This is a genomic window from Bacillus sp. C30, assembly GCF_040838255.1.
Taxonomy (GTDB): Bacteria; Bacillota; Bacilli; order Bacillales; family Bacillaceae_G; genus Bacillus_A; species Bacillus_A mycoides.
The window spans coordinates 1-11,040 of the sequence record NZ_JBFPJH010000104.1; the positions used below are offsets into that span (position 1 = coordinate 1).

Here is an 11,040-nt window from a genome sequence, read left to right on the forward strand (position 1 = left end):
GATTATGAATATGTTGTTTTTCAAAATTCTCAAATTGCTCTTCAACTTCTTTTGAAGGTTTAGTTAGTAAACTAACAATTATGATCACTATTAAACTAATAGCGAAACCAGGAATCATTTCATATAAGAAATCTTTTAGGAACTTAAACTGTGTCCAAATAATTACTGTGGCTGCACCTGAAATCATACCAGCAAGCGCGCCCCATTTCGTCATACGTTTCCAATATAAGCTTAATAAAATAGCAGGTCCAAATGAAGAACCAAATCCAGCCCAAGCATATCCAACAAGAGCTAAAATCGTATCATTTTGTTTAAGCGCTAATGCACACCCAATTAAAGCAACACCAAGAACAGCCATACGACCGACAAATACAAGTTCTTTATCAGAAGCAGAACGCTTAAAGAATGTTCTATATAAGTCTTCTGTTACTGCACTTGAAGTAACGAGAAGCTGAGAAGAAATTGTACTCATAATAGCGGCTAAAATAGCGGCTAATAAAAATCCAGTAATAAGTGGATGGAATAAAATTTTTCCGAGTTCAAGGAAAATTGTCTCTGGGTTAGATAATGTCAAATCTTGTTGTGAATAGTAAGCAATACCGATAAGACCAGTAAACATAGCTCCGACAACAGAGAAAATCATCCAGCTCATACCAATTCTTCGTGCGCTTTTAATTTCTTTTACAGACGAAATAGCCATAAAGCGTACGATAATATGAGGTTGTCCAACATAACCAAGGCCCCATGCGAATAAAGAAATCATTCCTAAAGTAGAGGCACCTTTAAAAATATCTAAACGTGTTGGATCTACAGATCGAATTGTATCAAATGCAGGTCCAAGTCCGTTTGAATTCATAATTGTTACAATAGGAACAAGAATAAGAGCAATTACCATAATGATTCCTTGCACGAAGTCTGTCCAACTTACTGCTAAGAAACCACCAAATAGTGTATAAGCTACAACAACGCCGGCTACAATGAGTAATCCAACATGATAGTTTATACCAAATGAATTTTCAAATAATACAGCGCCTGAAACTAATCCTGAAGCTACATAGAAAGTAAAGAAAATCATAATAACAAGTCCGGATACTAAGCGTAGCATATGAGATTTGTCGTGGAAACGGTGTTCCAAAAATTCTGGGATAGTAATAGAGTTGTTTGCAATTTCAGAGTAGGTACGTAAGCGAGGAGCGACATAAAGCCAGTTTGCGTATGCGCCTAGTGTTAGGCCGAATGCAATCCAACTACTACTTAATCCAACGCTAAACATTGCACCGGGTAATCCCATTAAAAGCCAACCACTCATATCGGATGCTCCAGCACTTAATGCTGTTACTGCGGGGCCTAGTGTACGCCCGCCAAGCATATAATCTGTTAAGTTGGACGTTCGTTTGTAGGCGAAATAGCCGATTACTAACATCCCGAGCATGTAAATAGAGATAGAAGTTAAAGTTAACATCTGCGTACTCATGTAGTTCCCCTTCCTTTTGTCATGTCTTTTGATGCATTATGCATATTTATAATCTATCATGATTATTCTGAAAAATCCATATACAAATATGAATTTTCAGAAATGTAAGCGTTTTTTGACATCGTTTTAATTTTTTAATATATAAATTTCAGACGAAAAAACCTTAATTTTAATAGAGTATTTATTATATTTACATAAAAACACGTTGTTTTGTCAATATAATATTAAAAGAAGGGAGAAATATTTTTTTGAAAAAAGTATTGACTTGTGAAAAAAGTTAGGTCTATAATGAGTGCAACTTAAAAAAATGCAAGCGTTGATGAAGAAGAGTACACATGATGAACATGTCAGAGAGCTGATGGTTGGTGCGAATCAGTATGGGATTGATGTGGAATGGGCTTCGGAGCTTCCAAACCGAAACGAAAGAAGTAGGCTTTGGCGACATGATCTCATCGATACAAGAGACACGTATTATTTTTTGATACGGCAAAGTGCGTTACATTCGTAACGAATTAAGGTGGCACCACGGGAGTACCCGTCCTTTCTATAGGATGAGTACTCCCTTTTTGTGTACAAAAAATTAAATATGTTAAATCGCTTAAGTAAGAAGAGTACGTATATTGGAGACGTTTCAGAGAGCCGGGGACAGGTGGGAGCCCGGTGCGGTGCCATATACGGAATGGGCTTACGAGAGGTATGCTGAACAATTATTTTCAGTAGGCAACCCGGGTTCCGCCGTTACAAGGATAAGGTATATATTTTGTACCTGAATAAAGCGGGATGCTTTTGCGTCCAACCTGAGGTGGTACCACGGTAAATTTATCGTCCTCTACATATTTCGATATGTAGGGGACTTTTTTATTTTTCAGAGTGAGGTGAAAGGCATGATGACAAAAGAGGAATTTATGAAGCAAAAAGAACAAAGAAACACATTTTTAGTAATTGCTGAAGAAGAAGGAGATAGCATTACGCCAATTTCTTTATATAGACGTATGAAGGGAAAGAAAAAGTTTTTATTAGAAAGTTCGCAGCTTCATCAAGATAAAGGGCGCTATTCTTACTTAGGATGTAATCCGTATGGTGAAGTGAAAAGCGTTGGTACGGAAGTGGAACGAACGATTTACGGCCAAACAGAAAAGTTGCAAGGTAACGTACTACAAGTGTTAGAGGAAGTAATCGCGTCAGCACAAGTAGACAGTCCATTTCCGTTTTGCGGAGGAGCAGTTGGTTATATTGGCTATGATGTCATTCGGCAGTATGAAAACATTGGCGCAGATTTACACGATCCATTAAATATTCCAGAAGTACACCTTTTACTGTACCGTGAGTTTATCGTTTATGACCACTTACGCCAAAAATTATCATTTGTATATGTATGCAAGGAAGATGAATCAGCTTCTTATGAAGAAGTATACGAGAGATTGCAAAGATACAAAGAGGAAGTGCTAAACGGAGAAGAAGAGAAGGTGAGTGAAGTAATATCATCTTTATCATTTACTTCTTCAGTAACTGAAAAAGAATTTTGTGAAATGGTAGAAACAGCGAAAGAATACATTCGGGCCGGAGATGTTTTTCAAGTTGTATTATCCCAGCGTTTGCAAAGTGAATGTAAAGGAGATCCATTTGCATTATACCGGAAACTTCGAATTGCAAATCCATCACCATATATGTTCTATATCGATTTTAAAGATTATGTCGTTCTCGGTTCTTCGCCAGAAAGTTTACTATCAGTAAGAGACGATAAGGTGATGACAAACCCAATTGCGGGTACGAGGCCGAGAGGGAAAACGAAGCAGGAAGATGAGGAAATCGAAAAAGAACTGTTAGGAAATGAGAAAGAGCGAGCAGAGCATATGATGCTTGTGGACCTAGGACGAAATGATATTGGCAGAGTAAGTGAAATTGGCTCTGTGACGATAGATAAATATATGAAAGTAGAAAAATACTCTCACGTTATGCACATTGTATCTGAAGTTTACGGAACATTGCGAAAACAAACGAGTGGATTTGATGCATTAGCGTATTGTTTACCAGCCGGCACAGTATCAGGCGCTCCGAAAATAAGGGCGATGGAAATTATTAATACGTTAGAGCATGAAAAAAGAAATGTATATGCCGGAGCAGTTGGATATATTTCATTCTCAGGAAACCTTGATATGGCGCTAGCGATTCGAACGATGGTTGTGAAAGATGAGAAAGCGTACGTTCAGGCAGGAGCGGGTATCGTCTACGATTCAGATCCAGTTGCTGAATATGAGGAAACATTAAATAAAGCGAGAGCGCTTTTGGAGGTTATGAAATGATTGTACTAATTGATAACTATGATTCCTTCACATATAACTTGTATCAACTATTAGGCGAGTACGAAGAAAACATCGTCGTCTTAAGAAATGATCAAATAACAATTGAACAATTAGAGGAGATGGAGCCGAAAGGAATTGTGCTTTCACCGGGACCTGGGAAACCAGAAGATGCTGGAATTTGTATCGATGTTATTCGTCACTTTTATAAGAACGTTCCCATCTTAGGAATTTGCCTGGGCCATCAAGCAATCATATCCGCATTTGGAGGAGAAATTGTTAGAGCAGAGCGCATTAAACATGGAAAAACATCACGTGTGAAACATAACGGAACGTCAATATTTTCGTACGTTACGCAGCCGCTAACGGCAATGCGTTACCATTCACTCGTCGCAGCGCAAAATAGTTTACCACAATGCTTTGACATACTCGCGACGGCGATGGATGACGGAGAAATCATGGCAGTTCGTCACAACTATTATCCGCTCTTCGGATTACAGTTTCACCCAGAATCAATTGCAACAGAAGAAGGCGGAAAATTAATACGTGCCTTTTTAGCACAAGTGAAAGAGGAGGAGAGAGTATGAACAGTTATCTTCGAAAATTAGTAGAGGGACAACATTTAACAGAAGAAGAAATGTATGAAGCGGGACTTCTTTTATTAAGTGACAACATATTGGAAAGTGAAGTTGCAGCTTTCTTAGTATTGCTGAAAGCGAAAGGCGAAACAGCAGAAGAAATATACGGTCTCGTTCGTGCTCTTCGCGAAAAGGCATTACCGTTTTCAAATCATATAAAAGGCGCGATGGACAATTGCGGAACGGGTGGTGACGGTGCGCAAACATTCAATATTAGTACAACATCGGCATTTGTACTTGCCGGAGCTGGTGTAAGGGTTGCGAAACATGGAAACCGCGCTGTTTCTAGTAAAACAGGAAGTGCTGATTTATTAGAAGAACTCGGTGTAAACATTAGTTGTACGCCAGGTGAAATTGACTACTTATTAGAAAATGTAGGGATTGCCTTCTTATTCGCACCAGCGATGCATCCAGCATTAAGACGCATTATGAAAATAAGAAAAGAATTAAACGTTCCGACGATCTTTAACTTAATTGGACCGTTGACGAATCCGGTTAATTTAGAAACACAATTTGTCGGTATTTATAAGCGAGATATGTTATTGCCGGTAGCGGAAGTATTGCAGAAACTTGGCAGAAAACAAGCGCTCGTTGTAAACGGAAGTGGACTTCTAGATGAAGCATCATTACAAGGAGAAAACTGCGTCGCTATTTTAAAAGACAATGAAATAATCGAAATGAGTATTGAGCCTGAAAAATATGGTTTTTCAAGAGTGAAAAATGAAGAAATTAGAGGCGGGAATTCGAAAGAAAATGCAAAGATTACGCTCGGAGTATTAGGCGGAGAAAAGAGTGTCTATCGCGATACTGTTTTATTAAATGCAGGTCTAGCCCTTTTCGCAAATGGAAGAGCAGAAACGATTGAAGAAGGAATTACACTAGCGGCACATAGCATTGACTCTGGAAAAGCATTAGCCAAACTAAACTTATTAATTGCAGCAAGCCATGAAAAATTAGAAAGGGTGAATTAAAATGGGGACGATTTTAGACAAAATTGTAGAGCAAAAGAAAGTAGAAGTTGCGGAGTTATATGAAACATATTCACCAGTGAAAGAAAAAAGGAAAACACACTCACTTGTAAAAGCTTTAGAGCAGTTTACTGTAATAGCAGAGGTAAAGCGAGCGTCTCCATCAAAAGGCGCTATTAATTTACACGTTGATGTGCCAAAACAAGTGAAAACATATGAAGAATGCGGTGCTGGAGCAGTTTCGATTTTAACAGACGGTCAATTTTTTAAAGGGTCGTTTCACGACTTACAAACGGCAAGAGCAGAAAGTAACATTCCGCTTTTATGTAAAGATTTTATAATCGATAAAATCCAAATTGATAGAGCGTATGAAGCAGGAGCAGATCTTATTTTATTAATTGTTGCAGCATTGTCAAAAGAGAAATTAAACGAGCTTTATAACTACGTGCTAGAAAAAGGATTAGAAGCGATTGTTGAAGTTCATGATGAACAGGAATTAGAAATTGCAATCCGATTAAATCCGCACGTTATCGGTATTAACAACCGTAATTTAAAAACATTTGAAGTAGATTTAAGCCAAACTGAAAAGCTCGGAAAACGACTGAATGAGGAAAACCTACTTTGGATTAGTGAAAGCGGCATTCATTCAAAAGAAGATATTATTCGCGTCAAACGAGCTGGTGCAAAAGGTGTATTAGTTGGAGAAGCACTTATGACATCATCTTCTATAAGTAACTTTTTCGAAGACTGTAAGGTGAACATATGAAAGTGAAAATTTGCGGCATCACTGATGTTGAAACAGCAAAACATGCTTGCGAATACGGAGCAGATGCAATTGGATTTGTTTTTGCAGAAAGTAAGCGGAAAATCACCCCAGGGCTAGCGAAAGAAATTATTTGGGAAATTCCAGTCCACGTTTTCAAGGTAGGTGTTTTCGTAAATGAATCAGTAGAAGTGATCCAGAAAATTGCAGAGGAGTGCGGGTTAACGCATGTGCAACTACATGGGGATGAAGACAATCATCAAATTAGGAGATTGAATATTCCGTCTATAAAAGCGGTAGGAGTAGCTTTAGAGAAAGATATTGAATGTGCGAAAAAATACGATACAGATTATCTGTTATTTGATAGCCCGAAAGAAAAGTTCCACGGAGGAAACGGAAAGACATTCTCATGGGAGTTACTCGCACATATGCCAAATGAGTTGCGAGAGAAAACGATATTAGCTGGCGGATTAAACATCCTTAATATAGAAGAAGCAATTCGAACCGTTCAGCCATATATGATCGATGTGAGCAGCGGAGTAGAGACAGAAGGAAAGAAAGATCTAAAGAAAATAAAACAATTTATTAAAAAAGCGAAGGAGTGTTCAAAATGAACTACGCATATCCAGATGAAAAAGGTCATTACGGTATATACGGAGGACGATACGTTCCAGAAACGTTAATGCAATCCGTATTAGAATTAGAAGAAGCATATAAAGAGGCGATGCAAGATGAAGCGTTTCAAAAGGAATTAGATCATTATTTACAAACGTATGTTGGAAGAGAAACACCGCTTTATTTCGCTGAAAATATGACGAAGTATTGCGGCGGAGCAAAAATCTATTTGAAACGTGAAGATTTGAACCATACGGGAGCTCATAAAATTAACAATACAATCGGTCAGGCACTTCTTGCGGTAAGAATGGGTAAGAAGAAAGTTGTCGCTGAAACAGGAGCAGGACAACACGGAGTTGCAACAGCTACTGTATGTGCACTTTTCGGTTTAGAATGCGTCATCTTCATGGGAGAAGAAGATGTGAGACGACAAAAATTAAACGTGTTTCGAATGGAATTACTCGGAGCAAAAGTAGAAAGCGTAGCGGCAGGTAGCGGCACGTTGAAAGATGCGGTAAACGAGGCGCTTCGTTACTGGGTTTCACATGTACACGATACGCACTACATTATGGGATCAGTTCTCGGGCCACATCCATTCCCGCAAATTGTTCGTGATTTCCAAAGTGTAATTGGGAAAGAAACGAAAAAGCAATACGAAGCGTTAGAAGGAAAATTACCAGAAGCAGTCGTTGCTTGTATTGGCGGTGGTAGTAATGCAATGGGAATGTTTTATCCGTTCGTACACGATGAAGAAGTTGCTCTTTACGGTGTTGAAGCAGCTGGAAAAGGTGTTCACACAGAAAAGCACGCAGCCACTTTAACGAAAGGAAGTGTCGGTGTTTTACACGGATCGATGATGTACCTTCTGCAAAATGAAGAAGGGCAAATTCAAGAAGCACACTCTATTTCGGCAGGGCTGGATTACCCAGGTGTTGGGCCAGAACATAGCTTGCTAAAAGATATTGGCCGCGTTTCTTATCATTCCATTACAGATGAAGAAGCGTTAGAAGCATTTCAATTATTAACGAAAAAAGAAGGGATTATCCCGGCATTAGAAAGTTCACATGCTGTTGCATACGCTTTAAAACTAGCGCCGCAAATGAAGACAGACGAAGGACTTGTTATTTGTTTATCCGGCCGTGGTGATAAAGATGTAGAGAGTATAAAACGTTATATGGAAGAGGTGTAAAAAATGGGAGTAGAAAAAATTAAAGCAGCGTTTGAAAATGGCAAGAAAGCATTTATTCCGTATGTAATGGGCGGAGATGGTGGACTTGAAAAGTTAAAAGAAAGAATTCGTTTTCTTGATGAAGCAGGAGCAAGCATCGTTGAAATCGGTATTCCGTTCTCAGATCCAGTCGCAGACGGTCCAACTATTCAAAGGGCAGGAAAAAGAGCATTAGATAGTGGTGTAACATTGAAAGGTATTTTTCAAGCATTAATAGAGGTGAGGCAAGAAGTTCAAATTCCATTTGTACTTATGACATATTTAAATCCAGTACTCGCATTCGGAAAGGAACGTTTCATTGGGAGCTGTCTTGAAGCAGGGGTGGACGGTATTATCGTTCCAGACTTACCGTATGAAGAACAAGACATTATTGCACCGCTCCTTCGCGTGGCGAATATCGCTTTAATTCCACTCGTTACCGTAACGAGCCCTATTGAACGAATCGAAAAAATTACGAGTGAATCACAAGGATTCGTCTACGCTGTTACAGTAGCGGGCGTAACGGGAGTACGTCAAAACTTTAAAGATGAGATTCGTAGTTACTTAGAAAAAGTAAAAGCACACGTCCACTTACCAGTAGTCGCAGGATTCGGTATTTCAACACGAGAGCAAATTGAAGAAATGATTACAATATGTGATGGAGTAGTCGCTGGAAGTAAAGTCATTGAGCTGTTAGAAAATGAAAAGCGAGAAGAAATTTGTGAGTTAATACATGCAGTAAAAGAAACAGAAGAGGCTTAAGTCTCTTCTGTTTCTTTTGTGTAATAAATGTTAAAACATACAGAAAATACTTATAACTTAGAGGGTGAGAAGGCATGCTAAGACGTAAACTATTATATCTTCTTTTAACTGTACCATTATACGCTTGGCTCATTAGCATGACGAAAATAGAGTTGATGGCTCTGTTTTTAGGATATGTATTCATCTTTTCCCAATTAAATCGAATACAAGAGCAATCTATTTTAGAAGTATGTATATTTTCGGTTAGTATAGAACTATTTAGTATCGTTTCGATTGTATTATTAAGTGAATTATTCCAATGGATCCATTCATTTGAATTAATAAAACTTGGGAATATTGTATTGCAAGTAATATGTGCTTATATTGTGTTTGTTGTACTAGAAAAAATGATTGGACAGCAGACGGTTTTTCAGGATAAAAGATAAAATATTAGTTATTCAAAAAAGGAGCCAAGCGGCTCCTTTTTTAAATCTGTTATAAAAATAATTGAAAATCATAACATCTGTTATATAATAGTTAAAAATTGCAATTTTTACGAAAAGAGATGATAGCATGGCCATATTGTTGGCACTTATCCCGATTATGATGATTTTTATTTGTTTGTTTTTGTTTAAACAAACGTCATTAAGAGCCTCATTAATCTCTTATGCCGTTTCTGTCGGAATCGTTTTACTCTCGCCAACGTTTCAATTAGGGATAAGTGAAACTGTACACGCAACAATTAAAGGGTGGTTAATTTGTTTTATTGTCGGATACGTTTTATTTTTCGGTATTTTTTTATTTCACCTCATGAACAAAATGGGATACATCGATCAAGTAGCGAGATTTCTAGAACAAGTCACGCGCGATCGATTATTGCAAATGCTTCTTATGTGTTTTGGTATTTGTCCACTTATTGAATCAGTGAGTGGATTCGGAATTGGTTTTATGGTTGCAGCACCTATTTTTCTTTCGCTCGGTTATAAACCGTTTCAAGCTGTGCTACTTTCGTTTATCGGTTTACTTGCAAGTTCATGGGGCGCGATGGCAACGGGTACGATTATCGGTTCTCAGCTTATTAACATGCCGCTCACAACTCTTGGTACAAATACAGCATTATTAAGCATCCCGATTTTCGCATACTTTATCATCCTTTCTTTATACGTTGTCGGTGGCTGGCAGGCAGTTATAGAAAAGTGCAAGGAAGGGATAGGATTCTTTCTATTATTTTCTCTCGGAATCTATCTTTCTAACGCATACGTAAGTGTTGAACTAGCAGGGATATTAAGTTCTATCGTTACCATTACATTTGGCTTTCTAATCATTAAATTAAAAGGGAAAAGTGAGCAAAACTTTATAACAGAACATGCTGCGGCTGTAGAGAGAGAAGTATCGATTATAAAAATTATTAGCCCTTATATATTCTTAACAGTTTGTATTTTACTTTCTCGCCTCGTTCCAGCATTACATGATTTGCTCAGGTCATATGCAGTTCTCGATTTAAAATCATATTCTTACAAACTAGAGCTACTATATTCACCAGGATTTTGGCTCGCTATGACTTGTTTATTTACAATTATTTTCTTCCGCATTCCATCTAATGTTATGAAACAATCACTCTCGCAAACGATAAAACAATGGATTCCTTTCGCTATTACAACGACGATGTTCATTGCAATTTCAGAACTAATGGGCGCATCTGGTATGCATTCATTACTTGCAAAAACAGCTGGTGAAACATTTGGGACATTTTTCGTTTTCGTTGCTCCTTTCATAGGCGGAATTGGCGGCTTTTTAACAGGTAGTAACGCAGGATCAAATGCGATGTTTATAAAACTACAAATGCAAACAGCGCAAAACGTAGCGCTCCCGTGGCAATATGTCACAACACTCCAAAACACAGCATCATCAGTAGCGACAATCGCTTGCCCATCACGCATTACACTAGGTGCTTATTTATGTAATATCCCGTATCGTGAAAATGAACTATTAAAGAAGACGACGTTAATGATTTTTGGTGCGGTGTTACTTGTAGTGGTAGAGGTGATTTTTTGGTATGCATTGATAAAGTAAAAAATCCTCCTGGGAAAGGAGGATTTTCTTTTTATATGGATAATGCCTAAAGTATGAACAGCTTCTACTAAATGAATAGGAGATGAAAGAGATGCCCTTAAAAAACTACGGTGTATTAAAAGGTACAGTTGTACAATCTAAGATTGGAAAAGGGAAAACACCTCATTATCAAGTTCATTTACAAGGCGAAGCAGAAATAGATTATCGGGTTCTGTTGCAAAGTTTTTGGAGCTGAGCTAGACTGTAGAAAAAATGAGATGA

Annotated in this window: 10 protein-coding genes, 1 pseudogene and 2 other annotated features; of the genes and pseudogenes, 10 read left to right on the forward strand and 1 reads right to left on the reverse strand. The window is 38.0% G+C overall.

What is annotated here, in order from left to right; translation table 11 throughout:
• Positions 1-1,474 (reverse strand): sodium/proline symporter PutP (gene putP, locus AB3X49_RS12060; RefSeq protein WP_367962259.1); only part of this gene is annotated, 1,474 nt, incomplete at its 3' end.
• Between the two features lie 307 nt (positions 1,475-1,781).
• Positions 1,782-2,020 (forward strand) — a binding site (T-box leader).
• 42 nt (positions 2,021-2,062) lie between these two features.
• Positions 2,063-2,307 (forward strand) — a binding site (T-box leader).
• Between the two features lie 51 nt (positions 2,308-2,358).
• Here putP and trpE point away from each other — a divergent pair.
• From trpE to AB3X49_RS12110, 10 genes and pseudogenes are all read left to right on the forward strand, one after another.
• Entirely contained in the window at positions 2,359-3,777 is a 1,419-nt protein-coding gene (gene trpE / locus AB3X49_RS12065) for an anthranilate synthase component I (RefSeq protein WP_367962261.1), read from the forward strand.
• The gene (locus AB3X49_RS12070) at positions 3,774-4,361 is read left to right on the forward strand and encodes an anthranilate synthase component II (RefSeq protein WP_367962263.1); all 588 of its coding nucleotides are present in this window, start codon (positions 3,774-3,776) and stop codon (positions 4,359-4,361) included. The genes trpE and AB3X49_RS12070 overlap by 4 nt, the downstream gene beginning before the upstream one ends.
• The gene (trpD, locus tag AB3X49_RS12075; protein WP_367962265.1) at positions 4,358-5,383 is read left to right on the forward strand and encodes an anthranilate phosphoribosyltransferase; all 1,026 of its coding nucleotides are present in this window, start codon (positions 4,358-4,360) and stop codon (positions 5,381-5,383) included. Before AB3X49_RS12070 ends, trpD begins: the two co-directional genes overlap by 4 nt.
• A 1-nt stretch (position 5,384) precedes the next feature.
• Positions 5,385-6,146, forward strand: coding sequence for an indole-3-glycerol phosphate synthase TrpC (gene trpC / locus AB3X49_RS12080; RefSeq protein WP_367962267.1), 762 nt, complete (start codon positions 5,385-5,387; stop codon positions 6,144-6,146).
• Positions 6,143-6,757 carry a phosphoribosylanthranilate isomerase gene (locus AB3X49_RS12085; protein ID WP_367962269.1) on the forward strand — a complete coding sequence of 205 codons (615 nt, stop codon included), beginning with the start codon at positions 6,143-6,145 and terminating at the stop codon, positions 6,755-6,757. Before trpC ends, AB3X49_RS12085 begins: the two co-directional genes overlap by 4 nt.
• The gene (trpB, locus tag AB3X49_RS12090; RefSeq protein WP_367962271.1) at positions 6,754-7,947 is read left to right on the forward strand and encodes a tryptophan synthase subunit beta; all 1,194 of its coding nucleotides are present in this window, start codon (positions 6,754-6,756) and stop codon (positions 7,945-7,947) included. Before AB3X49_RS12085 ends, trpB begins: the two co-directional genes overlap by 4 nt.
• Positions 7,948-7,950: 3 nt before the next feature.
• Positions 7,951-8,727, forward strand: a complete 777-nt coding sequence (gene trpA / locus AB3X49_RS12095) for a tryptophan synthase subunit alpha (protein WP_367962273.1) — start codon at positions 7,951-7,953, stop codon at positions 8,725-8,727.
• 74 nt (positions 8,728-8,801) lie between these two features.
• Positions 8,802-9,152, forward strand: coding sequence for a DUF4029 domain-containing protein (locus tag AB3X49_RS12100; RefSeq protein ID WP_002086916.1), 351 nt, complete (start codon positions 8,802-8,804; stop codon positions 9,150-9,152).
• A gap of 127 nt (positions 9,153-9,279) precedes the next feature.
• Positions 9,280-10,779 carry an L-lactate permease gene (locus AB3X49_RS12105; RefSeq protein ID WP_367962275.1) on the forward strand — a complete coding sequence of 500 codons (1,500 nt, stop codon included), beginning with the start codon at positions 9,280-9,282 and terminating at the stop codon, positions 10,777-10,779.
• A gap of 82 nt (positions 10,780-10,861) precedes the next feature.
• Positions 10,862-10,996: pseudogene (locus AB3X49_RS12110) on the forward strand (DUF2278 family protein); the annotation flags it as partial.
• Positions 10,997-11,040: the final 44 nt, after the last annotated feature.